The following is a 25,903-nucleotide window of genomic DNA, read 5'->3' as shown; positions in this document are numbered from 1 at the left end:
AATGACTTCCAAAGAAAAGCTTGAAACGGCTTTCATTTTCGTGTTTAATAGGGGTGCAGATATTTATTTATATTAACCGATTTATATATTTATTAATTTAACATGAGGTGATAACCATGTCAAACAAAGCGAAAATGGTCGTGGACAAGGATTTTACAATCGGTGAAGTGGACAAACGAATCTACGGATCGTTTATCGAGCATTTGGGAAGAGCTGTTTATGGCGGTATTTATGAACCGGGCCATTCGTCCGCGGATGAACAGGGTTTCCGCGGCGATGTGCTGGAGCTCATCAGAGGCATTGATGTGCCGATTGTCCGTTATCCGGGAGGCAACTTCGTCTCCGGCTACAACTGGGAAGACGGCGTAGGACCGGTCGAATCCCGCCCAAGCCGTCTGGAGCTGGCCTGGCGGACCGTGGAGCCCAATCTGTTCGGACTGAACGAATTTGCGGATTGGTGCCGCAAGGCGGGCACCGAAGCGATGATGGCCGTCAACCTCGGCACCCGCGGACCAGAGGAAGCCCGGCAGCTGGTGGAATACGCCAACCATCCCTCAGGCACCTATTGGAGCGACCTGCGCGCTCAGCACGGCTATAAAGAGCCCCATCATATCAAAACCTGGTGCCTCGGCAATGAAATGGACGGCCCTTGGCAAATCGGCGCCAAAACAGCAGCCGAGTACGGCAGAATCGCAACGGAAACGGCGAAGGTGATGAAATGGGTCGACCCCTCCCTTGAGCTTGTGGCCTGCGGCAGTTCCAATCTTGGCATGCCGACCTTCCCGGAATGGGAAGCTACCGTGCTGGATCTGTGTTATGACCATGTCGACTATATTTCACTTCACACCTATTACGGCAACCGCGACAAGGATTCCGCCAATTTCCTGGCGCAGTCCATGGGCATGGATTCCTTCATCAACACGGTCATTTCCACAGCCGACTATATCCAGGCCAAGAAACGCGGCAAGAAGAAAATCAATCTCTCCTTTGACGAGTGGAACGTCTGGTATCACTCGAATGACGCCGACAGGCAAATCGAGCCGTGGACCGTCGCGCCCCCGCAGCTTGAGGATATTTACAATCTAGAGGATGCGCTGCTTGTCGGCTGTATGCTGATCAGCATACTCAAGCGCGCCGACCGGGTCAAAATGGCCTGTATTGCCCAACTGGTCAATGTTATCGCCCCGATCATGACAGCAAACGGCGGCGCGGCCTGGAAACAAACCATCTATTATCCGTATATGCATGCCAGCATCTTCGGCCGGGGGACGGCACTGGTGCCGCTGATTCATTCACCGAAATATGATGCCAAAGATTATACAGATGTTCCTTACCTGGAAGCAGTAGCCGTTCATAATGAAGAGCAGAGCGAGGTCACGATTTTTGCGGTCAACCGCAATCTTACGGAATCCCTGCCGCTGGATATTGATCTGCGCAGCTTCGGCAGTTTCACTCTCATCGAGCATATCGTGCTGGAGCATGACGACCTGAAGGCTGCCAACACGCTGGAGACGCCGGACCGCGTGGCTCCCCACCCCAATGGCAGCGCAGTTGTAACCGGCAGCACCGTCGAAGCCCTGCTCGGCAAAGCTTCATGGAATGTCATTCGCCTCAAGCTGGCTTAAGCTTAAAGCGGTCATGGCGCAGCTAAATAAAGGCCCCGCTCGTTTAAACAAGCGGGGCCTTTGGCGTTTCCCTCGTTCAGGGCCGCTCTTTCAGTCCGATGGGAGTCACAAGTCCGTCCATGCTGATCCTGTTTTTCTTCTGGTGATAGGCTTCAAGGCCCTCTTCCCCCTGCTTATCCGCCCACAGCTTCAGCGTATTTCGTTCGCCCTCGTAGGAGAAGAAGGGCACACTGAAGCCGCAGGAGGTCTTCACGGTTTCAACAGATACGTGCACGATCTGGCGTGCGCCCGGCATCATCTGAAAGCTGCCGATTAACGCCTGCCATTCCTCGGTTCCAGGCAGAACGACTCGCCCTCTACCGTACAAGCGGAGAATCATCGGCGGGCCCTCCACCGCAATAAACATCAGCGTAATACGGCCATTCTCCAGCAGATGCGCGCTTGTTTCATTGCCACTGCCGGTCAGGTCGAGATACGCCACCTCGTTCGGCGAGAAGATACGCAGCGCGTCGTAGCCTTTTGGCGAAATGTTGACATGCCCATCCTCCTGCAGCGGAGCAGAGCCTACAAAAAATAAGTGCTGTTTGCGGATAAAGGCCTCATGTTCCAGAAGCATAGCTTCAAATTCTTTTCCCATAGCCAATCACCTCATTACAGAAAGTCATGCCTTTATTATGAGGGATAGGATGCTACTATTGAAGTATTTAAAACATACAATCTTTATAGACATCTCCTATAGATGGTCGTCTGTATATCAGGCTGCCTTCAGCATGACGCTGAATCTGACGCCGCGGGGAATATTCTCGATAAGATAGGCAGCGCCATGCGCATCAAGTACCTTACTGACAATATACAGGCCCAGTCCGCTGCCCCCCGTTGCCCGGCTTCGCGACTCTTCGGTCCGGTAGAATGGCTCGAACAGCCTCGGCAGCTTGGCTTCATCCAGATGAGCGCCAGTATTCACAACCTCCAGCCTGTACTGCCGCTCCCGGGGGCCCTCTCTCCTCGATCCGTCTGCAAGGCAGTGCGCGCTTCCTCCGATTCCGGCAGGTGCATCCAGCGATCCCGTCTCTTTTACGGACTCCGCCACTTCTATAATGCGTACGTAAATCCGCTCGCCCTCGCCGGAATATTGAACCGCATTGCCGATAATATTGGCGACGGCCTTGGCCATCAGCCGTTCATCGGCGGCAATGATCGCTTCGGAAGGCAGCTCGCAGGCGATTTCCATGTCCTTGACCTCGGCCAGATAGCTGATGTTGTCCACTGATTCGCGGACCAGTCCCGCCAGGTCTATTTGCTGCATCTGCGGAAGGAAATCCCGGCTCTCCAGCTTGGACAGATCCAGTATCTCATGCACCAGCTTATCCATATCGCGCATGATTTTATAGGACTGCCTCAGATAGGTATCACGGTCGCGGTAAATCCCTACATTGCCAATCATCGCTTCCAGTTGGCCGCTGACCGCGGTGATGGGCGTCTTCAGCTCATGCGAGATCGTCGCGACAAATTCACGCCGCTTCTTCTCCTGCTCGCGCTCCTGTTCAATATCATCCTTCAATTGGGCGTTCGCTTCCTGCAGCTCCACCATGGTCGAGCGCAGATTGATCGCCAGCTTGCTCAGGCTCTGCGACAGCTCCCCAATCTCGTCGCTGGATTTCAACGGACTTGCAGCCGCGGAGAAATCGAGCTTCGCCAGTCGGCGCGCCACATTATTCAAACCCAGCAGCGGACGGGCAATCAGCCGGGAGTAAATGGATGCTCCTCCGACAGCAATAAGCAAAATGGCAATCAGCATGTAAGGGAGAAAACGCAAAATAACATCCGAGGCTTCATCGATAGGCTGCAGCGGTGAATTTACCGTCAACGTGAAAGACTCGTCGCTTTCGGCAAAATGAATCGTCCGGCTGACCGTCAGCATATTCATGCCTGAAGCAGCGGCCCGTTCCGGGCCAAACCGCTCCTGGTTCGGCCGCAGCTTGCGAAAGCCCGGAAAATCAAACCCGGTTCCCGCTCCTTCAATAAACCGCATCAGATCGGAAGGCAAGAGCATCTGTCCGTTGGCATCCCGCACCCGCAGCATCGCGTTATGCTCCTGTCCGAATTGCAGAATAAGCGGAATCGCATTCTCATAATCCTTGCCATCTACGTCCTGAACAAGTTCGTTCACGCCGCTCTCCAGCCGTGACTGCTTGAAGGACTTATAATAACCGGGCAGCAGAAAATACAGCGTCAGGTAGATCAGCAGTGCGGACACCACAAGCAGCGCAGCGGTAATGGTGAAGATTTTGATCGTAACGCCCCCGCGCCTCATCCTTCCACCTCTGCGGGTGTATTCTCCCATGCATAACCGACCCCTTTGACCGTCCGTATAACGGAAATACCGAGCTTCTTGCGGATGTTCTTGATGTGAGCGTCTACAATTCGGGAATCCCCAAAATAATCGTAGCCCCATATTTTGTCGAGCAGCATATCACGGGTCATGATACGTCCGGTATTGGTCAACAGTACATTCAGGATATCGAATTCTTTGGTGGTCGTATCGATTAGCTGTCCATCGACGTAAACCTTATAGGCATCGGCGTCCATTCGCAGCCTGCCGCCATAAAGCAGCTCGCTTTGTTTCAATGTGCTCTTGGTGCGGCGAAGAACGGCCTCGACCCGCTTCATCAGCACCTGGAAGGAAAATGGTTTGACGACATAATCATCGGCCTGCATTTCAAAAGCCCGCAGCTGATCCTTCTCTTCGCCAAGCGCCGTCAGTACAATAATCGGCATGTCGGACTTCTCCCGGATCATCCTGCAGACGGTATAACCATCGAGATGAGGCATCATAATATCAAGAATGACCAGATCATAAGTCTGCTGCTGAATTTTGTCCCAGCCTTCGCGGCCATCGCTGGCGACCTCCACTTCATAGTGCTGCGAGCGCAGAAATTCTGCGATCAGCTCCTGAATATATTGATCGTCTTCAATGACGAGAATTTGTGACGGCATAAACGATAGCCCCTGTCCTCTTACTGGAATAGGCACATTATATCCCCTTAATATGAAAATGACATGAACATCGGCTAAAAAAGGACTGAGTGCCCCTAAGAATCGATCTCAAAAACCGGCAAAAAAACCGTTAGAATATTCTAACGGCCTTTTACGGAATCAACCATTTAACAGGATGCATAATTCAGCGGGTTAAATCCTTTATTAATGGATTTCCCCTTATTGCCGCGGCTCCTTGGCCAGCTTCTCCTGCGCCATCCGCACCAGTTCCCTGACCATGGATCCGCCTATGCGTCCCCCCACATGTCCCACCGATTCCGTAGTCAGCTCGCCATTATCCCCCTGCTGAAGAGGAACGCCGAGAGATTTGGCAACCTCATATTTCACATCGTCCGGACGGCTCGGGTCGACGGCATAGCCTTCCCTGCGCATCACTTCCGCTTTAAAGGCGCTCATCTGCTGGCTTACTCCGGGCACAACATGGTTTCTTCTGCCTCTTCTGGCCATTTAGGCTCCACTCCTTTTACCGGGTTGATCTTCGGTTAGCTTTCCCCGGTCCAGCGGAATCATGCGGCTACGCAAAAACATCCACCCTTTCACCGGTTAAGGCATGTGGAGTGGATGCGTCTTTTGGAACAGTCCTTTTAATCGAACCATCCTTTTTTCTTGAACCAGAGATACATACTGACGCCAAGCGCGAGCATGATCAGAAGAACCCCGAAATATCCGGCATTCCAATTCAATTCAGGCATGTTGTGAAAATTCATTCCGTATACGCCGGCAATGAAGGTGAGCGGCATGAAGATCGTCGTAATGACCGTCAATGTTTTCATAATAGTATTCATCCGGTTTGCACTGAGCGACATATAGTGATCCCGCATATCGGATGTCATATCGCGGTTGGAATCCACCATCTCCGAAAGCTTCAGCAGATGATCATGAATATCAGTAAAAAACATCAAATAATGACCCATTCCATCAATCCGCTGCGTGTTGATTACCCGGTACAGCAAATCCCGCATCGGCAAAACCGTTTTGCGCAGCTTCAGCAGCTTGTTCCGGATATCAAAAACTTCACTGAGCTTTCCCTGAATCTCCACATCATCTTCTTCCGCCTCGAATTCAAGCAGCTGGTCCTCAATGGCTTCCACAGCCGGAAAATAATGATCGACCAGCTCATCCATAACCAGATAAGCCGCATACAGCGGGCCATGGTCTTCAAACTGGGGCTTGCGCAGCATCTTGGACCAGGCTTCATCGATCTCCGGCAGCGGTTTCCAATGGAAGGTGACGACAAAGCCCGGACCTACGAACATATCCACCTCCACCGGCCGCAGCGCTTTATCGTTCATCGCATGCATAACGAAGAAATGAATATCTTCATAGTGATCCATCTTTGGGCGCTGCATATGAATCAGACAGTCTTCAATCGCAAGCGGGTGAAAATGAAAATAGGAGTCGAGCAGTTCCACTTCTTCTTCGCTCGGCTTGCAAAAATCCACCCAGATCCATCTCGCCTGCTCCCGGTCGATATCCTGTACAGGCGTATGCTCGATCAGCTGCCGATCCTTCGTAACCACTAACGTACGAATCATATGCGTACTCCATCCACTATTTTCTTACCATTGTAGCATTGGCGATTTGCGGGAAGCAATTTTAGCCAAATCCGGACAGGTTCATATCCCTCCCGCCAACCACCCGGCTCCTTAGCTCTTGAACCGGAGGTACCATCATCCAACGCTGTCCGGGCGCCGATCCTTCCCTCTACTTGCTCTCGACCCTACTAAACTGCGGCAAATAGTCCGCATTTGCGCGAAGGATTTCATCCAGTACCGCCTTCGCCACCTGCTCGTCGCCCACCAGCGGATGCACTGTCAGCGCCTGCAGAGCGGAGCGGTAGTCGCCGTGAACCGCCGCTTCGATCGTTAGTTCCTCGTAAGCTTTCACCACTTGCAGCAGCCCTCGGATTTGCGGTGGCAGCGGCTTGCTCAGCGCCAAAGGATGCGGTCCGTCGGACTTGATGACGCAGTTGACCTCGATCGCCACATCATCCGGCAGACAGGCAATGATGCCGTTGTTGCGAACGTTCACGACCTGAATGTCGCCGGTATCGTTGTAGATCGACTTCATCAGCTGCACCGCCGCCTCCGAATAATAGGCACCCCCGCGCTTCTCCAGCTGCGGCGGCTTTGAGGTCAGCTCCGGCCGCTTGTAGAGCTCGAACAGTTCGGCTTCCACTTCCTTCACGTCATCCGCTCTCGTCTTGCCCGTCTCCCGGTGTTTGACGCTCATCTCGCGGTACATTTCATCCTTCATATAGAAGTACCGGTGATACGCGCACGGGAGCGCCCCCAACGAACGAATGAACTCCGCATCCCACTCCAGATCGGGAATGTTCTTCATCGAGATGCCGCTGGCGCCCGCCACCCGCTCCAGGAAGTCCGCCGTCTGGTCCTTGCCGTCAATGACGAGCCGCATCGTCCAGTTCAGATGATTGATGCCGGCCATCTCAATGAACAGCTCCGACGCGTCGACCCCGTAAAGCTCGGCGATCTGCATTTTCGTACTGATCGGGAGATTACATAGCCCGACGCTCCGTATTTTCGAATACTTGGAGACGGCCTCCGTGACGATGCCCGCAGGGTTGGTGAAATTGACCAGGAACGCGTCCGGCGCCAGCTCCTCCATCTCGCGGCAAATGTCGAGAATGACGGGAATCGTGCGAAGCGCCTTGGCGAAGCCGCCTGCGCCCGTCGTTTCCTGACCGATCAATTGATAGGCCAACGGGATTTTCTCGTCCCGGGAGCGGGCGTCGAGCATGCCGACGCGAATCTGCGTGGACACGAAATCGGCCCCGCGGATCGCTTCCCGCCGGTCAAGCGTGACGTGCAGCTTGATCGGCTTGCCACTCGCGTCAATCATGCGTTGCGCCAGCTCGCCGATAATGCGCAGCTTCTCCTCCCCCGGCTTCACGTCCGCCAAATACAGCTCGGAGACCGGAAATACGTCATGATAACGGATCAGTCCTTCGATAAGTTCTGGCGTATACGACGAACCACCTCCGATTACCGCGATTTTCAGCTGTTTTTTCTTCATTTCGAATGTCCTCCAAACTGTTCATAGTTCGCGATGATCTCATCCGTTGCGGGAATGCCCAACCGGTCCATCGCCAGCAGGACCGAGCCGAAGACAGGGGCCATCTTCGGAATGACGAACGAGCAGTTCGAGTGCTCCGTGCCCGCTTCCTTCATTAATGCTTGCAGCAGCAGCGGATTGCGGCCGTTCTGCAAAATGCTCCCCGTCAAAACGACCGGAATAGCCGCCCCATCAAAATCGCCTAGCTTCCGAATGACGGTTGCGGCGGACTTGCCGAGCTCCAGGCCCATCTCTGTCAGCAGCTCGCGGGACAGCCAGTCGCCCCCCGCGGCCGCCTCGTGCACGATCAGCGCCAGCTCCAGCGGAGCTTCGGCGATGTTGTCGTCCAGATAACGCTCAATCATCGCCTCCATGCCGGTGAAGCCGAGCCCCTCTGGCACCTTCCGGATCAGCTCGCTATAAGGCTCTCTGCCCTCCCACGACCGGATCGTGCGGCCGAAAGCCTGCCGGGCCAAATAGTAGCCGCCCGCCCGGTCGCCGAACAGCTCGTCGAAGCCGCCGACCTGGACGACCGCGCCTGCGCGGTTCCGGCCTGCCGCGTTCGTGTTGCTCCCGCAGACGAGAACGACGCCCGTGTAGGCAGGACTGCCGATGCGCAATCCTTCCATCGTGTCGCACACGATAGCCCACTGGCGCAGCTCCAGCTGCTTGGCGATTTCCGGCTGAAGCTTCTCCAGATCGAAGGGACGATCGGCGCCCGCTAGACCGAACTGGACGAATTCCAGCTCCTCCTCGCGGATCCCTGCCTGCCGCAGCGCCTGGCGGAGCGCATCGCTCATATTCGCCACCGCGGCGGAGGCGCCGATCATCTGATGATTGCCGCAGCCCGATAATCCTGAACCCAGTACGGAGCCGCGTTCATCCGTTACGATGGCGAACGTCTTGCTGCCGCCGCCGTCTATACCCGCTAAATACATGCTGCCCGACTCCTTTGCTATTGTGACTGTGCCTACGCCGCGCAACCGTTTGGCGTAATCGACGTTTTCATACGGAACAAATCTCCCATATTTGTTACTACCAATAAATGAATACTAATATTCATCACTATAAATGTCAATATCATTTCTTTTTGGAGCCGGTTATCGACCGCACTATCGATGAATCCCCTTCCAGCACCGGTTTTTGTTTCTGCGCTTTTACAATAAAATCAATATCTCACTTTCATTAACGGATACACGAGCAAATAACGATTATCACACAACTTGAATTTATTTAAAATTCAATAATAAAACAAAACAACTCCGCCTAATTTGTTACTACAATATTATTGTTTTGTTCCATCGATTGTCTATGCTATAATGAACCGAGTCTACTAGCGGAGGGAATTTGTAATGACAAAGAGAAAAAACAATTCCTTGTATTTTAATATTAAGGAGCAATTGCTCAAACAAATCCAGTCGGGCGTCTACTCGGTCGGTCAGAAGCTCCCGACGGAAGCCGACCTGTGCGAATTATACAGCGCCAGCCGGACGACGATCCGCCTTGCCCTCAGCGAGCTGGAAGTGCAGGGCATTCTGGAACGGATTCAGGGCAAAGGCACCTTCGTGAAGCGCAAGGAGCTTCAGCTCATCCAGACGCGCAGCTTCACCGAAGACGTGCTGATGCAGGGCAAGGAACCGACGAGCAGAATCGTCGAGGCCAAAGTTATCCCCGCCGAAATGCCGCTGAACGAATTCCTTCACGTTCCGCAGGATGCTCCGGTCAACCAGCTGCTGCGGGTGCGCTACGCCGACAACGAGCCGCTTCTCTACGAACATACTTATATCGCATGGAGCCTGGCTCCCGGCCTCGTCAACGATTATACCGATGGCTCGCTGTTCTCTTTCCTGGAGACGAAGCACAACCTGAAGGCACATCGCTCGGTGGAGCAACTGAAGCCGATCCTGGCCGACAAGACGGCCAAAAAGCTGCTCGGCATCAAAGAAGGCTCACCCTGCCTGCAAGTGAAAACCTTCACCTACCTGGCGGACAATACGCCGCTCGAATACAGCTTCGGCGTCTTCCGCGGGGATTTCCCCAGCTACACTATCGAAAGGCATTTCTAATCCTCGAAGGGCTGGACAACTGAGCAGCCCGAATAAATCCGAAGCTAAAGAAGATCGCCTTCGTCGGCGATCTTCTTTATTGTCGCGCCTCGGAAGAGGGGGAATCACCCCTTGGGTCATCCCCCGCCGCCGCTTTCCAGTCCCGCGTCTATTCCTTGATGATGCCGAAGTAGCGGCCCATCCAGTATGGCAGCGTGAAGACCGAGCCGGCCTCCATCGTGCCGCCATTGTAATTGTAGTTCGGGTTAGGTGCACCAGCTTGCTCGTCCGCAGAGAACGGGTTGCCGTTGTTCTTCATTGTGCGCCGCTCGTCCGGCGCCAACACATAATTGCTCTGCTTCCGATCTTTATCGCGGTCACCAGGCTCGATGTAGAAGACGTCCTGACGGTTATTCTGAACCGGGAACGTAACCTGAAACTCCGGCAGCCGGTACAAGTAGCGCACGGCCGCCTGCAGATCGATATCCGTCCGCTCCGGATGCGCCAGCTGATACAGGAATGTATAGAACGGGTTCTCCTCGCGCTTCTCGTTCTCGAACCATTGATCGAAGGCGCTCACGATCTGCTGGCGTTTGCCGGGCTCCTGCTCATGGGTGACCAGAATGAAGAGCGCGAACCAAGCCAATTCCTCGTCAGAATAGTTGATATATTGCGTCCAATCGTTGTGCAGCGTAGCATTGGCGTTCGTGTTATACTCGGTCACATTGTCCCGGTTTACGACCTTGTTGTCGTTGTCGTTATAGGCGTTCGTCGCTTGCCGGACCAGCCTGCGTTCGATATATTCGTTGGCCATGCCGATATAGCCTTTACCGTTCACATAGGGCTCTCCCTTGCTGTATTCACCGTCGAAAGCCATATTGTATGCGGCCTCGTATTTCGCCGCATCCGCCGGGAATTTCGCCGCCGTGATGAAGTTGGCCGCCTTCAGCGCCGCCATGACCTCCAGCGCGTTCAGCGGAGCGTCCTCGTAGCCGTAGGAAAGCGCGTCATTGCCCGCTCCGTCGACGCCTACATGGAATTTCCATTGTTCCTGCTGCTCCATGACCGCTCTGTTGTCGTTGAAATATTTGCCAAACCATTTCGACCACTGCGTCGATTTACCCGTTGCATCTTCAATATAATAGTGTTCGTCCTTCAGAATAAGTTCCGTCATGCGATGCGTCGCTTCTTCGACGTAGTCCTTCAGCTGCTCCAGTTCCGGGTCGTTGCTGTTGCCGATGAAGTATTTGTAAGCTGCGTAGAACAACGCATAATGTCCGATTACTTCATCTGAAGACGTGTCCGCCTTGTAGACGATCTGGTTCATGTCAATATGACCATCCAATATCGCCGTATCCGGGAACAAATCGTTGAAGAATGCCGGAATTTGCTCGTACACCGGCACCGTCAGTTGGAACAACGGCTTGTTGTCAACGCCGGTCGTCTTGTCAACTTTGACAAGCACGTTGTTCGTAGCTGCTGTAATGACAGGAAGAACCTGAGATATCATTTCGTCTTCCTGGCCCTCATTTTCGATTACTCCAACAATTGTTTTAATATCCTCCCCAAGCTTCTGGCCTTCGGGGCGGGTTTTGTTCAGCTCTGCGATAGCCTCGTGGCTCAAGCCGAGACCGTTGTAGTTCATGACGTCTGTCCCGCCTGACGGAAAGAGGGTATCGCCTTTCTTCTTCATGGCATCTTCAGTCACGCGTACCATCGCATAGCCGATCGGTGCTTTGTCCGTCCGCTTCATGCTCGGAATAATGCCATTCGGATTGACCGCATCCGGTCCCACGAAGTGTTGGAACCAGAAGCCATTCTGACTTTGGAAGCCATAGATCGAATTGCCCGTCGTCTGTGCATGCGCCTCGGAAGTAAGCATGTACGAACGCGCCGGGAATCCGTTGCCCCGTCCGGATACATAATCCAGCAGCAGCACCGCCTTCGTCGCTCTCGTCGCCGATTTCTTCGCATCCGCAATTTCCTGGAGCTGCTCCGGCGAGGGGCTGGCGCCGTACTGCTCCTGCAGCGCCTTGTACCTGAAAATCTCCCCGATGGCGTACATGCTCGTCCACAGCCCGTCGTTGTCGTCCGTCTTCGGAGTACCTTTGAACACGCCTGTCGATGAATTATAATCGACCGCGTCGAAACCGGGGTTCGTTTCCGTAAAGGTAAAGGGCGTCCCGGTAATCATGCCACGCCGGTCATTGACGGGCGTGATCAGCTTCTCGTACGTAAACGACTTGTCGTACAACGTCCGCTTCGGCATGGCGATATGCGTTACGCCGCTGGCGGTCCGGACCCATACCCCGCCAGCACCGTCGCTGGCCAATCCCGTCACGAGGTCGTCTCCGCCGTATAAATAACGCGGCCCTGCCATATACTGCACGATGTCCTTCGCGTCTTTTTCCTTGAAATTGACCCGCTGCAGCCCGTTCTTCGTACCAATCCAGTAAACGCCATCCGCATCCTTCACTACGCTCGTGACATCGCCGATCACCGAAAGTGGCAGAAATTCGAGGGCATTCGTATCCGTTACCCATTGAATCGTGGCAGGGATGGAAGAGGAGCCCGCCTTGTAATAAGTCATTTCCTTCATCTGCACCGGTTCCAGTTGGACGGTGGAATATCCGGCGGCCGGGTCCTTCGCCGCATAGGCCGGCATCACGGGGAGCGTGAACAATACGGAAGCCGCCAATACGCCCGCAATCAGTTTGCCTTGCTTCTTCATCATGAACATTGAGAGATCCCCTTTCTCTTACTGGTAAATATGCGATACACCGTTCTTGGTTATGGCGTAAACGCCGGTGCTTCCGTCCGCAATGAGCAGCAGCACCTTATTATCTGTCAGTTGACTGTTGTCTGTCGTGTAACTCTTCATCGCATTATTCGCCAGGCTGATTCGCGTCACGCCGTTGTCCGTGCCGATCCAAAGCGTTGTCCGCGCACCGTTCAGAACGGAGGTGTTGACGCCCCGCAAGGATGCGAAAATGGACGGTTTGATATCAAAATCATGGTTGACGAAGGTGGTCGCATTCGTCATGTCGGGCATGACAACCTTCGGATTCGCGGTAGAAGGCTTATAGGTCGGGTCCTGAATGAAGGCGATGTATTGCTTGACCAGCCCTTCCGCTCCCGTCTCCGCGAATGCGCTCAGCGCCTCGTCGTAACTGTACAGCCGTGTCGGCTGCTCTATTGGCGGATTTGTACCCGGCGTTTCCGTACCCGGTGTTCCCGTGCCCGGATTTTCCGTGCCTGGCGTTTCCGTGCCTGGATTTTCCGTGCCTGGCGTTTCCGTGCCTGGCGTTTCCGTGCCCGGCGTTTCCGTGCCCGGTGTTTCCGTGCCCGGCGTCCCTGTGCCTGGCGTTCCCGTGCCCGGCGTTCCCGTGCCTGGCGGCGTCGTCGTTTCGTTCCCTTTGGTCACTGTTTCGCCGCCGATCTTAACTTCACCCGCCGTCAAGTTCAGCTTGCCGGGCTTCTTGGCCAGCGCGACGCCGGGCGCATTGACCGTCGCCGTCCCGATTTCACCTTCGCCGGTTACGGTGGCACCGGCGTTCGCCGTGAAATTTTTAACCTTTGCCTTTGCGCCAAGAGCGATGCGGCTGCCGCCTGCACGGCTCGAGACCCTCAGATCGGCAATGGTCGACTCCCCCACGTTCAACGAAGCCGCCGCATTCACGTTCAATAGCTGCACCGGTCCGGACACACCCACTTCATTCGCGCCTTCAATGTTGAAGCTCTCGATGGGGTTCTCCGTTCCGTTGTCTACCTGGGCGCCGGAGATGACATCCACGGCTGGAACCGAAGAGCTACCGCTCAGTGCGACTCGCACAGGAGCGGAGCGCTTGTTCACGGCGATTCTGCCCGCCTTGACGTTTTTCAGCTTAATGCTGTGGCTTCCCCCGCCATTGACGTAGATCGTACCGCCGATCTCCGCATTCTCGATCGTGAGATCGCCTTCTCCGACGCCTGCCGTAATATACAGATGACCGGACAGTTTTACACCCGATAAGGTGCCGCCCGCAGTATTCACCACGAGGTTCTTGCCTGCAAGATCGGAATGGGTGCCCGTATCCGCGACCAGCTTGCCCATTACGTTATTGATCATCTTAACCGCTTCGGCTCGGGTCAGCGCTTTCTTCGGCTGAAACGCGCCCTCCGGCGTCCCCGTCACATAGCCGGCTTCCTTCATTGCGTATACGGCTGCCTTGCTCCAGGAAGCGATCTTGGTATCGTCCTGGAATGGCTCTACTTCCTTGACTGCAGGAGAAACGGTGAATACCCGGTAGAGAATAAGTGCGGCTTGCTCACGCGTCAAGGTTTCGAGCGGAGATATTTTGCCGTCGGTGCCGCCTTCCAAAGCACCCGACGCCACCGCCTTGGCGATCTCCGAAGCGTACCATGCGTTCTCCGGCACGTCAGGGAAGGTCCGATCGCTTTTCTCCGTGAAATTAAACACCCGGTTGATGAAGGTGATGAATTCAGTTTTCAGGACGCCGTTGTTAGGCAGAACATAACCGTTCTCATCCCCTTTAAGCAGACCAAGCCCCTTCCATTCGGCAATCTCCGCGCTGGCCCATCCCGGAATAGGCTCTTGCGCCTTCGGCGCCGATGCCGCCGCCGAGACGGATGCGAGCGATAGCGTCATCACCGATGTCAAGGCGATTGCGGTCATGCCTTGCTTCCATTTGTACTTCATGCGTCTTCCTCCTTCAAGTTTCGTGAAGCTGGTCTCCATGGCTATCGACATAATAAATTTGCTTCCAAAGCCTGCAATTGGCGATTCCCGGTTTCCTCATTCGTTTCATGCCCTTCCCCTGCTTGTGCTCTACAATACCGAAAGCGATTACATCGCATTCAGCCGCCTGTCCTTGCCCTCACCTCCCTACCGGATTCGATTATCCATTTTGTAGTAACATTTCAATCACATTGTATTTTTAATAATAACAAATTGTCAATATGCTAATTTGATAATAACAACATTAAGAATGAAAAATCGCGGCCAGCCCTGACCTGCCTGGATTTTCAAGAAAGAGGCCAGATCGGCGTCTGGCAGGAAGGAAAAATAATGAACGGCATTAACCACTAACCCCGTTAGTTTTCTTCCTATTCCTCGCGTTCCGCTGTATGTTTCTCCCATTCCTCCATCCCCTTCCGGCACAGCCCCTGTGTATCCGTGCTCCTGGAAAAACCGGCAGCCCTCTGTTCGATATTTCACAGCAATTTCAATAAGCTTTAAAGAAATACATTGACATTATGTTGGTATCATTAATAATATTAAGATGAGTTGTTACTACAAATCGTCGAAACGATATACAAGTTGCACTCTTGCCCCGGGGGGCTGCCGGATCACCGGAGGAATGCGTTTTATCGATACGTACAAGGGGGGGTGTCCGATGTCTGTAACTCTGTAGCCAGAGGCTTCTGGCGGGAATGAAAACGCTATAATCCGACATACTCCTGCCTCTATCCGACCGACGCACCGCTGCTCGCGGAAGCGCTCACCCGCTTCGACTTCGAGTATGGCTACGGCGACCGGGACGAGGCGATGCTGAGCTGGCGCAAGTCGCGGACGAGATGGCCGCCGCCGCCGAAGCGCTGCGCGCAAACAGTGCGGACGACTCGGCCCTCCTGCAGGAGCTCGGACGCTGGCTCGATAAGTACGCCGAAGGCTGCTCGCTACTCAAGGATGGAATTGACTCTCTGAGAGGCGGCGGGGATTAGCGGGGACTGACCTCCATTCTGGCACGATACGACGCCTACCGGCAGGATCGGACCTGCGTGTTCGGCGATGTTCTGATTGCATTCCTGACTAAACTGGCGGAACAAGGCTACACCCTATAAGAGGTTGTTCAAAAAGTCCGCTTTTGATGACGAAGTCATTCAGGAAGTAATGCGCATCGAATCTTGAATTCAGCCGGGACTAAGTGTATGCTTCCGAAGCTGGTTTTCTTACGAAAACCCTCAGGTGCTCACGTAGGTTTTGCCTACGCTACGCTCCTCATTCCCTAGCTTCTTTCAACCTTCTCGGTCCTGAAAAGTCTACTTTTTGAACACGCACTATAGATAGAACAAGTAAAAATTAAGGGAGCGATTCACGATGGGGAAATGGATAATGGGACTGGCGGCAACCGTACTGGCCGGCGGAATAGCGGGTTGTTCCGGCAACTCGGACAATGGCGGTAACGCAGGCAGTGCCGGAAATGAAGCTGCCTCAGGCAAGGATAAGTCCGTTACGCTGCGTATCGCCATGGGCTCGCCCGGCGAAGGCTTGATCAAGGTGTGGGAGGATATCGGCAAGCAATTCGAGAGCCAGCACGGGAACGTGAAGGTGGAGTTTAACTTCCAGGACGACGATACGTATCAAACGATCGGCTTGCCGAACCTGCTGAGCGGCAAGAACGCCCCCGATCTGTACTTTGAATGGGCCGGCGAGCGGCTGAAGACGAAAGTTAAGGACGGTTTCGCCGCGGACTTGACGGAGAAGCTCAAGAGTTCCGGACTCGGAGACATGTTCGAAGAAGGCACTTATAACGGCATGGTCATCGACGGCAAGACGTACATGATTCCGACCGCGGGCGACGTGACGAATGTGATGTTCTACAACAAGAAAATCTTCGCTGATCAGGGGCTTCAGCCTCCGACGACCTGGGACGAGTTTCTCGCCCTCTGCGAGAAGCTGAAGACCGCCAACATCACGCCGATCGCGGCAGGCAACAAAGATCTGTGGCCGGCGGGCAACTGGATCGCGCATCTGCTCTCCCGCGTTGTGGGCGAACAGGCTTACAGCGAAGTGCTGCAACTGAAGCAGCCGTTTAATTCACCGGATTTCGTGACCGCTTACGGCTATGTGAAACAGTTGTGGGACAAAGGCTACTTGAACGACAGTGTCAATGCGATTGCAGACAATGAGGGCGACATGCTGTTCTTCAACGGCAAGGCGGCCATGCATCCGATCGGCAGCTGGCTCGTGCCTACCGCCGTGGAAGAGGCGCCGGAGCTGGAGCTGGGTTATTTCAACCTTCCGTCCATCGCTAGCGGCAAGGGCGACCAGAACAGTGTCATCGGCGTTTTGAACGGCATGGTGGTCAATAAAAATTCCAAGCTCCTCGACGAAGCCATCGCGTTCATGAAGCTGTACAGCTCGGACGAATCGTCCAAGAAACTGACTGCGGCCGGCGCCGTACCGATTACGAAAACCGGCATCGACAAAACCGCGATGCACCCGCTGTCACTCAGCCTGAACGAGTTGATGCAGAATGCGCCGACGCTCATCTCTCCTCCCGATACGGGATACGCCATCGAAATCGCCAATGCGCTGAACATGGCCACGTCCCAGGTGCTCGGCGGCGTAAAGACGCCGGAAGCTGCTCTGGAAGAGCTGGACAAAACGCTGGCTCCGCTTAAAAAATAGAAAACGCCCAAGGAGGCCTGCCGGCCTCCTTGTTACACGCTTTATGGAGGTGGGTACATGTCCCGCAGATTCAGCTTTTCTCCTTATTTATTTGTCGCCCCCGCCGTCCTCTTGTTCGCCTTCACGATTCTCGTTCCGATCGTCATGACGTTCGCTTTCAGCTTCTATGACTGGAATGGCTTCGGCAAGATGAACTTCGTCGGGTTCGACAACTACGCACGCGCGCTTCAAGACCGGATTTATCTGAATTCCTACTGGCATATTCTGATCTACATCGTCTCGACGGTGTTCCTTGAGGTACTCGTCGGACTTGGCCTCGCAGGTCTCATTACGATGGGCCGCAGGGGCAGCGGACTGTTCCGGGTCGCGTTCTTCATGCCTGTCATGCTGCCCATGATCGTCGTCTCCTACCTGTGGAAATTCGTCTACAACTCGGATTTCGGACTCATCAACTCCTTGCTCAACGCCATCGGGCTGGAGAGCTGGACCCGGGTATGGCTCGGTGATCAGCAGACGGCTCTTATCGCCATCTGCATCGTGTCCGGGTGGGTGTACGCCGGCTTTTACATGACCATTTTCTACTCCGGCATTCAGCGCATCCCCAAGGAAGTCTATGAATCGGCTTACCTGGATGGCGCAAACGAATGGCAAATTTTCACGAAAATCAAAATTCCGATGATCCGCAGCCTCGTGGACACCGGCATTATGCTGTGCGTGCTCACCGGTTTTCAGGCTTTCGATCTATTCTACGTCATGACGAATGGCGGGCCTTACAATTCTACGGAAATCGTCACCACTTACCTGGTTAAAGTTGTGTTCAACCATACGAACATCGGCTACGGTTCCGCCCTGGCTGTCCTGATGACTCTCGTCATCGCCCTGATCGGCCTGATCGCCAACAAGCTGCAGCGGAAAGATTCCGGTACGCTGGAGTATTAGCTCGCGATTGGCTTGCATTTTAGAGAAAAGAGGTGCCGTCCATGGCGACTGCAGCATGGAACATAAACGACCGCAAGAACGGCAAGGGGCGAAACCTCCGAGGCAAGCGGTTCTCCAGTCTCTTGTATTACCTATTCATGATTGCCATCTCCTGCGTATTCTTCTACCCGATGTTATGGCTCGTACTCTCGTCCTTCCGCCAGAACCGGGAAATCTTCACGACCCCGTTCGCCCTGCCGGACCGGATTAACCTGCAGAACTGGGTCGATGCCTGGAACGTCGGCAATATGAGCACCTATGCAAAGAACAGCCTCATCGTGACCTCCGTCACAATCGTAGGCATCCTGCTATTCGCCAGCCTCGCGGCATTCGCGTTCAGCAAGCTGCATTTCAAAGGGAGCAAGCTGCTGCTGCTGCTCTTTGTTTTCGGCCTGTTTATGCCGCTTCAATCGTTTTTTATCGCACAAAGCTATATTTTCGACCAATTGAATCTGAAAGACAGCTATTTGGGCCTCATCCTGCCTTACATCGGCGTAGGGCTGCCGCTGGCGATCTTCCTGCTCAAAGCGTACCTCGATTCCGTGCCGAAGGAGCTGATGGAGGCAGCGCGGATGGACGGCTGCAGCGACCTCGTGCTGTATACGCGCATTATTTTCCCCCTGCTCATTCCCAGCATGGCGACGGTCGGCATTTTCTCGGCGCTGAATACGTGGAACGAGCTGCTGCTCGCTATGCTCTACATCCAGAGCGACGAGCTGAAGACGATCCCGGTCGGGCTCATCGCCTTCTCCAGCCGGTATATGACGGATTACAAGCTGCTGTTCTCAGCGCTGGCGATCATTACGATTCCGATGATCATCCTGTACGTGTTCTTTCACCGGTATATCGTAGCCGGTCTGACGGAGGGCGCGTTGAAGTAAAGCTGTGCAGGCATGCAGAAGCGAAGGACTTTCAGTAAAGTCAGGCTTAAGAGATAGTAGAGGGGCAAGACGGATATACAAACGCAATCGGGGAAGACAATGTCTGCAGGATAACCGATGCGAGCCCGGAGGGATGAAGATGAGAACAGCCGTTATACTGGCTGCAGGCGACGGGTCCAAACTATGGCCGTACGCGGAGATTCGGCCGAAGGCCATGGTTCCGATCGCCAACAAGCCCATTGCGGTGCATCAGACCGAACTGCTGCATGAGCTTGGCTTCGAGCGGATAATTATCGCTGGCGGACGGATGAGCGAGCAATTGAAGAATGCCTTCGAGCGTCACGCGGCAACCACCGGCATCCGCCTCCCGGTCACGGTCGTGCGAACGCAAGCGTCCGAGCCCAGGGGAACGGCCTACTCGTTGTATGCGGTGGCGGAGCATACCGGAGACGAGTCTTTCCTCGTTTTGTATGGCGATACGCTGCTGGAGAAATCCGATGTCTTGCGGCTCATGGACAGGTTCGCGGCGGGCGGGGGAAGTGCGGCGGCGCTCGTCTCTCCACTCGGAGAGCAAAATTCCCGCGATTGGCTGTGCTCCAAGCTGAGTGCGGCAGCCGATCCGGCGTCGACGGCAGCTGATCTGGAGGTCACGGGCATTATGGGACATCCGCGCGACGGCGGCTATACGCACCGCTTCTGTGCATTCGCCTTCGCCCAGCCGTTCCTGCGCTATTGCGCGTCCAACTCGGGCTTGTTCACAAGCGTACAGGTCGGCATGATGCCGCCGTCCGAAGGCCATCTGGAGATGTCGCTGGCCGACTGGATGGCAGACGGCCACCCACTGTTGGCCGTCGAGGTCCAAGGCGGCTTCTTCGATATCGACAAGCCGTGGCACATCCTGCAGGCCAATGACTGGATGGTGCGCCGGCTGTGCCGGTCGCTGACCGGCCATGAGCTGTCCGAAGGCGCGAGCATCGATGACACTGCTGCCGTGAACGGCTTTGTCCGTCTCGGCCCTAACAGCCGCATTGGCAAGAATGTCATCGTCAATGGCAATATCATCGTCGGCCGTGATACCGTGATCGAGAACGGGGCGATTCTGCAGGGCGACCATGTCATCGGCGACGAAACATATATCGGCAACTACTGCTATCTGTCCGCCGGGTCCACAGTGGGCAACCGCTGCGTCATCAATCATTGCGCGGAGCTGGACGGGATCATTATGGATACTGTTTATTTGTATCATTATATGGAGTTCTACGGCATTATCGGTACTGGTACAGATCTGGGAGCGGCGACGGTCTGCGGCACGCTGCGCTTCGACGACGGCGACACTTCGCATCGGATCAGGGGCCGGCGTGAAACGCCCCGGGAACATGCTAATGCCGTCTACCTGGGCGATTATGTCCGCACCGGCGTCAACGCGATCCTGATGCCCGGCGTCAAGGTCGGCATCAACAGCATCGTCGGTCCAGGCGTCCTCCTGCAGGAAGACGTCCCGAACCGGACGATCATCAGTTTGAAGCAGGAGCACGACGTCAAAGCATGGGGACCCGAGCGGTATGGGTGGTAGGAGAATACCTTATCCACGGGTCTTATACAGCAGACCCTGTCTGACCATTGAGCAAGCTGCTCCAGCTGCTGTATTTCGAGCTCGTGGTTGCCCTTTAAGCCGGACGCTTCTTTCGAGCGGCAGGTCGTTGCAATCGGCATACAAGCGGATTACGGACTGGTTTTTGGACGGGCATAAGAAATAGAAAAGGTGTCGGGAAGGGAACGCGCGGAATTTGTTAACCTGAAGAGCCCCGTGAACCGGATTCACGGGGCTTTTTCCAGAACTATTTTCTTAGGATCATGGGCAGTGCCCTATCGACCCGATTTCAGCATATCCAGCACGCTCTGGCGGTTATGCTCGTAGATTTCTCCTGCCAGCTTCCGATTCGGGAAACCCCGCTCAAGCAGCTTCAAGCCTCCGGCCGTGCAGGACAGGTGATGATGGAATTTGTAGAAAAGCATCCGGTCCGGATCCAGGTCATCACGCCGTAGATACCGGTCATACAGCGCCCCGAAGCGGAATTGCAGAAAGCTGTGTTCATGCTCAATATCAAAATACTCTGACCCCTCGATGTCAATGAGATAGGGCTCCAGCCGTTCATTGACAAGTACATGGTCCGGGCCCAGCTCGCCATGGATAAACCCATATTGTCCGCGCGGCCTGATATTGGCCAGCAGCCGATCCAAATGCAGCCGAATTTCCTTCTCCTCCCAGTCCGCATGATCGATCCGGGCAACCGTAAAAGCAAGCTCACGCAGGGCATTGTCATAAATCCCCGAGTGGCAAGGGGCCGCTGCTGCGGTTTCCCGGTTCATCCGGCCCTCTGCCGCTTCCCCCCATACCGCACTTCGGCTTGCATGCATCTTTCCCAGCATCCCCGCAAGCTCTTCATAAATGCGGTCACGCACAGCCGTATCGCCCTCTTCATAAATCATTAAATTCGGGCCGTGAATATATTCGACAATGGCATAATCGAAAGGATAACGGTTCCTCTCTCTGCTGATGTACCGGATTGCGGGCACGCGAACCCCCATCCCGCTTAACAGATGTGTATTTCTCTCAAACTGTAGCGCGCCATAGGACTCCTCGGTTACTCCCGCTTCCCGCCAGTCCTGTTCGAAATAATTGGCGGAAAGATCCCAAACAAACAGCATTAGGTCCGGCCCGCCTGTACAATTCAGCTTATAGACTGCTTTCTGCGCGCCCCCATCGCCGATTCGCCGAATATCCCTCAAACGATAGCGGCTGCCTCCGAACTCCCTGATATGCTCCTCCAAATCCGCATGATTGATGTGTCCGCTGCTGTTCTCCTGCATGGCTTTCGCATCTCCTTTCTGTAATAGATTCCGACTCCAAACCCCGAACAGCAACAACCAGCAGGCTCAAGCAATCCCGCTCAAGCCTAGCCTTTATCCGGGACTATCGTAATCAAAAAACAGGTAAAAATATAGACTGTTTCGCGATCGAATGTTAAGATGTTGATTGAGTTCTTTATAAAATCAGCGACTCCCTCTGTGAAGGGAATCGGACATACGAGCCAAAATCCCTGGAGCCTAAGGCCCCAGGGATTTTTATATCGCTTTTAACGCCATTACTATTTCACCTCGTTAAGGAGAAGTACCGGCAATTCTTCTGACCTCCATCAGGCTGATGCGGTGATTCGTCACCTCGTGATACAGCGTATCTTCCTCCACGTGATCGATAAACAGAATGCCGTCCAGATGATCCACCTCATGCTGAATGCATCGGGCGAGAAAACCTTCTCCTTCGATCACCCGTTCCTCCCCCGCCCGGTTCAGCGTCCGCACCGCGACTTCCTGCGCCCTTTGAACGATGCCCGCATAGCCGGGAAAAGAGAGACAGGCCTCCGGCCCGATCTGCTGCCTGCTTGCACGGATGATTTGCGGATTAATCAGCTCAATCAGCCCCTCGCCGCAATCCATCACAACGACTCTGCGAAGTATGCCCACCTGCGGCGCCGCCAGACCCGCCCGCCCATCGGAAGCATATAACGTCTCGGCCATATCGTCCAGCAGCTTGATGATTCTGGGCGTGATCGCATCGACCGGCTTGGCTTTCTTGCGGAGGATAGGATCGCCGAACGGCAAAATTTCTTTAACACTCATCCTCTTTATGCTCCTTTCACCTGATCGGACGTATGCACCCAGAGATCATTAGGCTTGCAGTCCAAAGCCGTACATAAAGCATCGAGCGTATCGGCTTTCATCTGCTTCGGATTTCCCTTCAGCAGGGCGCTGATGGAAGGCGCGGACAGCCGGTACCCCGTTCTTTCTATCAGCAGACGGCCAAGCGCCACTCCCGACCAGATTCCCCGCTCCGCCATTACTTGTCGAAGCATCCATTCCAGCATAACACCACTCCCTATTCGCGAAAAAATTAGGTAATAATTAATTTTATTAGGTATTACCTAATATTATGTCACCCGCAAAGAGAAGTAAACCTATTCGCCCCTGTAACTTTTTCGAGCCTGCCAACGTGGTGTATGATGTAACCTATGCGAGGGCGGAAGGAGGGAAAGCGGTTGTGACTGCGGGTTTGGATGAACTATACCGCCAACATATGAATGACATATACCTATATCTGTATAAACTATCCGGCAGCAGACACACGGCTGAAGACCTCACCCAGGAAACCTACTTTCGCGCTTTCCGGTTTCTGGACACCTATCAGGGCGGGAAAGTCCGCCCCTGGCTGTACAAGGTAGCCTATCACGCTTTTATCGACTGGCAGCGCAAGAAAGCCCGCCGCCGGGAGGTCCCCCTTGACACACAGCCGGAAACGGCAAGTTCCCTCAGCAGCGGACCTGAGAACAGCCTGCTCGACCGGGAACTGCACGAGAAGTTCGAGGCGCTTGCAGGAGAGCTGCCGCATAAGCAGCATCAGTCGCTGCTGCTGCTCTACTACCATCAGCTTACCTATGACGAAATTGCCGGGATTCTGGATATCCCGCTGGCCGACGTAAAAATTTCAATCTATCGCGGCAGGCAAAAATTGCGTCAATTATGGAGGAAAGATAACGATGACTCAACCAACCGATGAACAATTAAACAACAAGCTGAACGCTTATTTACGGGGAGAGCTCTCCGAAGAGGAGATCCAGCTGCTGCGCAGCGAGCTGGAGCAGAACGAAGCTTTTGCCGGGCAGCTGGAGCTGCTTCTGCTGGGGCACTCTCCCGGCACTTCCGACCAGCACCCTGAAGCCGGCTCCGGCCTGCCTGTCGATCTGCAAACCCGGATCATGCGCCGGGGCAAATGGCGAAGCCGGTTCTCTGTCGTTTCAGCTACCTTCACGACACTGGCGGCCATTTTCGTAGTTCTGATCCTATATACGTATGCGAATACCTTTTTTGCCACCCGCTGGTTCGGTCCGGAAGCCGAAGCCATCAGACGCGTCACCTCTGATGTGATCTCCTTTACCAAACCGGGAGTTATTGCCGGGAATTCCTCGACCGGAACCACGCTACTTACCTTCACAAGCCGTTATGAGCTTCGCGAGCAGATTGGCAGAAATCAAAGGAGCGTCGGCTATTTCCGGGAAAACCTGTTTTTTTCCAAAGTATCCAGCCGTTATGATTGGACCGGAGGGCAGCATACGACTTCTTTCTTTTTTCAATATCCAAAAGCCGCTGCCGATCAGGCCTCGCAGCCATCAAGCCAGAATGGCTGGGTGACGCTTGCGAAACTGCCGGAAGGCACCGTGTCCCAGCTGGCAGTCTCGTTCCGGCACCTGCTTACGCATGATGAATATTTTGCGATTATCGATAAATATGACCTCGACACCACCTGGTTTGCGGTGGATACCGGCGTTGAGAGCTCTCTTTCCGCAAACCATCATCTGCTTGGAACAGGACTCGTATTCGGTTACGCTCCGGGGGTGCTGCGGTATGGCGATGATCCCGGTTTCTCGTCCATTGAAGTGAATGGGGAGGGCGAGCGGCGGGCGGAGACCTATCTGAGAGAAATCCAATATCTGATCGATCACAGCAAATTGACAGAGGCCCTTATGCGCAACAACGCCCGGGATCCGCAGGTCAGGAAGCTGACTATGGAGGAGCGTTATAACTACATGAAGCAGAACGGGGTGAAGCTGTACGGGGCTGTTGTGACGGGTCCGACCAAAGAGCTTCTCAAGCTTAAGCAGGAGTCCGAATTCACGGTGCCGCTGGTGGGCATGACGGATTGGTGGAACTGGGACCAGCAACAAGCCAGCGGCGTGGAATACAGCTATTGACGAGAAAGGTTATCCCCCTGTGGATAACCGAAACTGTGGATATGTGAATGTGGTTTCTGAAACATATGCACAGCCTTAATTTCAATGGTATGGATAAGTGGATAAGTCTGTGGATAACAGTAAATAACAGCTGATTTGGTCTGAACCCATATATTCGACGTTTCTGCGCCAACGAGATGAACAAACGATGTCTTGTCTGTTGCCACATTATAATAGAGTACAACGGAGAAAACAGAGGCAAGGGTAATAGCGGCTATAATAATGGCAATCATCACGTTCTGCCTGCTATTCATAACCATCGTTTTGCATGCAAGCACAAATTGGAGACCGCCTTTGGTTTTGTCCAGCGGAACTAAAAAAGCCCCGTTCCTGCCTGCGAACGGGGCTTTGTTTGAGCGGCTTCGTTAATCCAGCCACCCATTCTTCCGGGCAATGCCAATGGCGTCGATCCGGTTCTTGGCCTCCAGCTTCTGGATCGCCTCCGAGAGATAATTCCGTACCGTACCCGATGTCAAAAAAAGCCGGGCTGCAATATCGACGGCTGTCAGCCCTTCCGCTGCCAGCTTCAGCACCTCGCGTTCACGCTCGCTGAGCGGATTCTCCGCCTCCCAGAAGGTCAAGGCCAACTCCGGGCTGACTGCACGTCCACCGCGATCTACACTTCGCAGTGCCTCGCCAAGCTCATGGATCGGGGAATCCTTAAGCAGAAACCCCCGCACTCCGGCACGCATCGCCCGCTGAAAATAACCCGCCCGCGAGAAGGTGGTCAGAATCACTACGCTGCAGGGATTCTTCTGCTCCTTTAATCGTTCCGCTACATCCAGCCCGCTAAGCTTCGGCATTTCAATGTCCATGATACACAAATCAGGCATAAGCGAAACAATCATGGCAAGAGCCTCTTCTCCGTCCTCCGCCTGACCGATTACTTCAATATCATCCTCCAGATCAAGCAGCGCGCTCAGCGCCCCCCGCAGCATCGCCTGATCTTCTGCGACAATCACTTTCATGTTCAACCCCGCTT

General features: G+C 54.3%; 23 protein-coding genes. 8 read left to right on the top strand and 15 right to left on the bottom strand.

Annotated features, from left to right (window positions below):
* The first annotated feature begins 116 nt into the window (after positions 1-116).
* Positions 117-1,625 carry an arabinosylfuranosidase ArfA gene (gene arfA, locus IEY46_RS25220; RefSeq protein WP_188996410.1) on the top strand — a complete coding sequence of 503 codons (1,509 nt, stop codon included), beginning with the start codon at positions 117-119 and terminating at the stop codon, positions 1,623-1,625.
* A gap of 76 nt (positions 1,626-1,701) precedes the next feature.
* On the opposite strand, the gene IEY46_RS25215 is transcribed toward arfA, so the two are convergent.
* From IEY46_RS25215 to IEY46_RS25185, 7 genes are all read right to left on the bottom strand, one after another.
* Positions 1,702-2,262 (bottom strand): pyridoxamine 5'-phosphate oxidase family protein, encoded by a 561-nt coding sequence (locus IEY46_RS25215; RefSeq protein ID WP_188996408.1) that lies wholly within the window; start codon positions 2,260-2,262, stop codon positions 1,702-1,704.
* A gap of 117 nt (positions 2,263-2,379) precedes the next feature.
* Positions 2,380-3,969 (bottom strand): sensor histidine kinase, encoded by a 1,590-nt coding sequence (locus IEY46_RS25210; protein ID WP_229750538.1) that lies wholly within the window; start codon positions 3,967-3,969, stop codon positions 2,380-2,382.
* Positions 3,936-4,622: a response regulator transcription factor gene (locus IEY46_RS25205; RefSeq protein ID WP_188996406.1), complete on the bottom strand. Its 687-nt coding sequence runs from the start codon at positions 4,620-4,622 to the stop codon at positions 3,936-3,938. The genes IEY46_RS25210 and IEY46_RS25205 overlap by 34 nt, the downstream gene beginning before the upstream one ends.
* A gap of 219 nt (positions 4,623-4,841) precedes the next feature.
* Positions 4,842-5,129 (bottom strand): alpha/beta-type small acid-soluble spore protein, encoded by a 288-nt coding sequence (locus IEY46_RS25200; protein WP_188996404.1) that lies wholly within the window; start codon positions 5,127-5,129, stop codon positions 4,842-4,844.
* Between the two features lie 137 nt (positions 5,130-5,266).
* Entirely contained in the window at positions 5,267-6,217 is a 951-nt protein-coding gene (corA, locus tag IEY46_RS25195; protein WP_188996402.1) for a magnesium/cobalt transporter CorA, read from the bottom strand.
* Positions 6,218-6,386: 169 nt separating this feature from the next.
* A complete protein-coding gene (locus tag IEY46_RS25190; RefSeq protein WP_188996400.1) occupies positions 6,387-7,718 on the bottom strand; it encodes a 6-phospho-beta-glucosidase in 1,332 nt (443 codons plus the stop codon).
* Positions 7,715-8,695, bottom strand: a complete 981-nt coding sequence (locus tag IEY46_RS25185; protein WP_188996398.1) for an N-acetylglucosamine kinase — start codon at positions 8,693-8,695, stop codon at positions 7,715-7,717. Before IEY46_RS25185 ends, IEY46_RS25190 begins: the two co-directional genes overlap by 4 nt.
* Positions 8,696-9,109: 414 nt before the next feature.
* Here IEY46_RS25185 and IEY46_RS25180 point away from each other — a divergent pair, with 414 nt between their 5' ends.
* On the top strand, positions 9,110-9,823 hold the full coding sequence (locus IEY46_RS25180) for a GntR family transcriptional regulator (protein ID WP_188996396.1): 714 nt from the start codon (positions 9,110-9,112) through the stop codon (positions 9,821-9,823).
* A 148-nt stretch (positions 9,824-9,971) separates the two neighbouring features.
* Here IEY46_RS25180 and IEY46_RS25175 read toward each other — a convergent pair whose 3' ends face one another.
* The 3 genes from IEY46_RS25175 to IEY46_RS25165 form a co-directional block, all read right to left on the bottom strand.
* Complete coding sequence (locus tag IEY46_RS25175; protein ID WP_188996394.1) at positions 9,972-12,536, bottom strand: hypothetical protein; 2,565 nt, start codon at positions 12,534-12,536, stop codon at positions 9,972-9,974.
* A 24-nt stretch (positions 12,537-12,560) separates the two neighbouring features.
* Complete coding sequence (locus tag IEY46_RS25170; RefSeq protein WP_188996392.1) at positions 12,561-14,501, bottom strand: S-layer homology domain-containing protein; 1,941 nt, start codon at positions 14,499-14,501, stop codon at positions 12,561-12,563.
* Between the two features lie 255 nt (positions 14,502-14,756).
* Entirely contained in the window at positions 14,757-14,942 is a 186-nt protein-coding gene (locus IEY46_RS25165) for a hypothetical protein (RefSeq protein WP_188996390.1), read from the bottom strand.
* A gap of 960 nt (positions 14,943-15,902) precedes the next feature.
* Here IEY46_RS25165 and IEY46_RS25160 point away from each other — a divergent pair.
* Genes IEY46_RS25160 through IEY46_RS25145 form a run of 4 tightly spaced genes read left to right on the top strand, consistent with a single transcriptional unit; the run spans position 15,903 to position 20,648 of the window.
* On the top strand, positions 15,903-17,216 hold the full coding sequence (locus IEY46_RS25160; protein ID WP_188996388.1) for an ABC transporter substrate-binding protein: 1,314 nt from the start codon (positions 15,903-15,905) through the stop codon (positions 17,214-17,216).
* Between the two features lie 57 nt (positions 17,217-17,273).
* Positions 17,274-18,155, top strand: a complete 882-nt coding sequence (locus tag IEY46_RS25155; protein WP_188996386.1) for a carbohydrate ABC transporter permease — start codon at positions 17,274-17,276, stop codon at positions 18,153-18,155.
* Positions 18,156-18,196: 41 nt separating this feature from the next.
* Positions 18,197-19,075 (top strand): carbohydrate ABC transporter permease, encoded by an 879-nt coding sequence (locus tag IEY46_RS25150; RefSeq protein WP_188996384.1) that lies wholly within the window; start codon positions 18,197-18,199, stop codon positions 19,073-19,075.
* Between the two features lie 4 nt (positions 19,076-19,079).
* Positions 19,080-20,648, top strand: coding sequence for a nucleotidyltransferase family protein (locus IEY46_RS25145; protein WP_229750537.1), 1,569 nt, complete (start codon positions 19,080-19,082; stop codon positions 20,646-20,648).
* A 293-nt stretch (positions 20,649-20,941) separates the two neighbouring features.
* Here the strand turns inward: IEY46_RS25145 and IEY46_RS25140 are convergent, their stop codons facing one another.
* The 3 genes from IEY46_RS25140 to IEY46_RS25130 form a co-directional block, all read right to left on the bottom strand.
* Entirely contained in the window at positions 20,942-21,946 is a 1,005-nt protein-coding gene (locus IEY46_RS25140) for a phosphotransferase family protein (protein WP_188996382.1), read from the bottom strand.
* A 291-nt stretch (positions 21,947-22,237) separates the two neighbouring features.
* Positions 22,238-22,756: a peptide deformylase gene (def, locus tag IEY46_RS25135; protein WP_188996380.1), complete on the bottom strand. Its 519-nt coding sequence runs from the start codon at positions 22,754-22,756 to the stop codon at positions 22,238-22,240.
* A 5-nt stretch (positions 22,757-22,761) separates the two neighbouring features.
* Entirely contained in the window at positions 22,762-23,001 is a 240-nt protein-coding gene (locus IEY46_RS25130) for a helix-turn-helix domain-containing protein (protein WP_188996378.1), read from the bottom strand.
* 173 nt (positions 23,002-23,174) lie between these two features.
* On the opposite strand from IEY46_RS25130, the gene IEY46_RS25125 reads away from it, so the two are divergent.
* Both IEY46_RS25125 and IEY46_RS25120 read left to right on the top strand, forming a co-directional pair.
* Positions 23,175-23,690 (top strand): RNA polymerase sigma factor, encoded by a 516-nt coding sequence (locus IEY46_RS25125; protein ID WP_229750536.1) that lies wholly within the window; start codon positions 23,175-23,177, stop codon positions 23,688-23,690.
* Positions 23,671-24,882: an anti-sigma factor gene (locus IEY46_RS25120; RefSeq protein ID WP_188996373.1), complete on the top strand. Its 1,212-nt coding sequence runs from the start codon at positions 23,671-23,673 to the stop codon at positions 24,880-24,882. The genes IEY46_RS25125 and IEY46_RS25120 overlap by 20 nt, the downstream gene beginning before the upstream one ends.
* Here the strand turns inward: IEY46_RS25120 and IEY46_RS25115 are convergent.
* The gene (locus tag IEY46_RS25115; protein WP_188996371.1) at positions 24,876-25,199 is read right to left on the bottom strand and encodes a hypothetical protein; all 324 of its coding nucleotides are present in this window, start codon (positions 25,197-25,199) and stop codon (positions 24,876-24,878) included. The two genes, IEY46_RS25120 and IEY46_RS25115, sit on opposite strands and share 7 nt — an antisense overlap.
* Before the next feature lie 87 nt (positions 25,200-25,286).
* Positions 25,287-25,889, bottom strand: a complete 603-nt coding sequence (locus IEY46_RS25110) for a response regulator transcription factor (protein ID WP_188996369.1) — start codon at positions 25,887-25,889, stop codon at positions 25,287-25,289.
* Positions 25,890-25,903 lie beyond the last annotated feature (14 nt).

The sequence above is a fragment of the Paenibacillus nasutitermitis genome, from assembly GCF_014641075.1.
Taxonomy (GTDB): domain Bacteria; phylum Bacillota; class Bacilli; order Paenibacillales; family Paenibacillaceae; genus Paenibacillus_Z; species Paenibacillus_Z nasutitermitis.
This window is presented reverse-complemented; position numbering and strand designations above follow the sequence as displayed.

Excerpts from the sequence above, each read along its gene's own strand:
- arfA (WP_188996410.1), top strand. The coding sequence starts at position 117 with ATGTCAAACAAAGCGAAAATGGTCGTGGACAAGGATTTTACAATCGGT.
- IEY46_RS25215 (WP_188996408.1), bottom strand. The coding sequence starts at position 2,262 with ATGGGAAAAGAATTTGAAGCTATGCTTCTGGAACATGAGGCCTTTATC.
- IEY46_RS25210 (WP_229750538.1), bottom strand. The coding sequence starts at position 3,969 with ATGGGAGAATACACCCGCAGAGGTGGAAGGATGAGGCGCGGGGGCGTT.
- IEY46_RS25205 (WP_188996406.1), bottom strand. The coding sequence starts at position 4,622 with ATGCCGTCACAAATTCTCGTCATTGAAGACGATCAATATATTCAGGAG.
- IEY46_RS25200 (WP_188996404.1), bottom strand. The coding sequence starts at position 5,129 with ATGGCCAGAAGAGGCAGAAGAAACCATGTTGTGCCCGGAGTAAGCCAG.
- corA (WP_188996402.1), bottom strand. The coding sequence starts at position 6,217 with ATGATTCGTACGTTAGTGGTTACGAAGGATCGGCAGCTGATCGAGCAT.
- IEY46_RS25190 (WP_188996400.1), bottom strand. The coding sequence starts at position 7,718 with ATGAAGAAAAAACAGCTGAAAATCGCGGTAATCGGAGGTGGTTCGTCG.
- IEY46_RS25185 (WP_188996398.1), bottom strand. The coding sequence starts at position 8,695 with ATGTATTTAGCGGGTATAGACGGCGGCGGCAGCAAGACGTTCGCCATC.
- IEY46_RS25180 (WP_188996396.1), top strand. The coding sequence starts at position 9,110 with ATGACAAAGAGAAAAAACAATTCCTTGTATTTTAATATTAAGGAGCAA.
- IEY46_RS25175 (WP_188996394.1), bottom strand. The coding sequence starts at position 12,536 with ATGATGAAGAAGCAAGGCAAACTGATTGCGGGCGTATTGGCGGCTTCC.
- IEY46_RS25170 (WP_188996392.1), bottom strand. The coding sequence starts at position 14,501 with ATGAAGTACAAATGGAAGCAAGGCATGACCGCAATCGCCTTGACATCG.
- IEY46_RS25165 (WP_188996390.1), bottom strand. The coding sequence starts at position 14,942 with ATGGGAGAAACATACAGCGGAACGCGAGGAATAGGAAGAAAACTAACG.
- IEY46_RS25160 (WP_188996388.1), top strand. The coding sequence starts at position 15,903 with ATGGGGAAATGGATAATGGGACTGGCGGCAACCGTACTGGCCGGCGGA.
- IEY46_RS25155 (WP_188996386.1), top strand. The coding sequence starts at position 17,274 with ATGTCCCGCAGATTCAGCTTTTCTCCTTATTTATTTGTCGCCCCCGCC.
- IEY46_RS25150 (WP_188996384.1), top strand. The coding sequence starts at position 18,197 with ATGGCGACTGCAGCATGGAACATAAACGACCGCAAGAACGGCAAGGGG.
- IEY46_RS25140 (WP_188996382.1), bottom strand. The coding sequence starts at position 21,946 with ATGCAGGAGAACAGCAGCGGACACATCAATCATGCGGATTTGGAGGAG.
- def (WP_188996380.1), bottom strand. The coding sequence starts at position 22,756 with ATGAGTGTTAAAGAAATTTTGCCGTTCGGCGATCCTATCCTCCGCAAG.
- IEY46_RS25130 (WP_188996378.1), bottom strand. The coding sequence starts at position 23,001 with ATGCTGGAATGGATGCTTCGACAAGTAATGGCGGAGCGGGGAATCTGG.
- IEY46_RS25120 (WP_188996373.1), top strand. The coding sequence starts at position 23,671 with ATGACTCAACCAACCGATGAACAATTAAACAACAAGCTGAACGCTTAT.
- IEY46_RS25110 (WP_188996369.1), bottom strand. The coding sequence starts at position 25,889 with ATGAAAGTGATTGTCGCAGAAGATCAGGCGATGCTGCGGGGGGCGCTG.